This window comes from Scytonema sp. PCC 10023, from assembly GCF_963920835.1.
In the GTDB taxonomy this organism is placed as follows: domain Bacteria; phylum Cyanobacteriota; class Cyanobacteriia; order Cyanobacteriales; family Nostocaceae; genus Kalymmatonema.
In genome coordinates this window covers 1-235 of the sequence record NZ_CAWUDP010000419.1, presented here as the reverse complement: position 1 = coordinate 235, position 235 = coordinate 1, and the positions used below count along the sequence as shown (strand labels likewise).

Sequence of the window (235 nt, the reverse complement as noted above, 5' to 3'; positions counted from 1 at the left end):
ACTGCCCCAAGTGTTGCCCGAAGCCCTTAAAGTTGCTCGCGAGATTGCTGATGAATCTAGTCGCGCCAATGCCCTAACAGCTTTAGTTGACAAACTGCCCGAAGTGTTGCCCGAAGCCCTTCAGGTAGCTCGCGAGATTGCTGATGAAGAATATCGCATCTATGCCCTAACAGCTTTAGTTGACAAACTGCCCCAAGTGTTGCCCGAAGCCCTTAAAGTTGCTCGCGAGATTGCT

Annotated in this window: 1 protein-coding gene; it reads left to right on the top strand. The window is 51.1% G+C overall.

Annotated features, from left to right (window positions below):
* Positions 1–235: hypothetical protein (locus ACM0OZ_RS49425; protein ID WP_414590250.1), on the top strand; the 235-nt coding region annotated here is incomplete at both ends.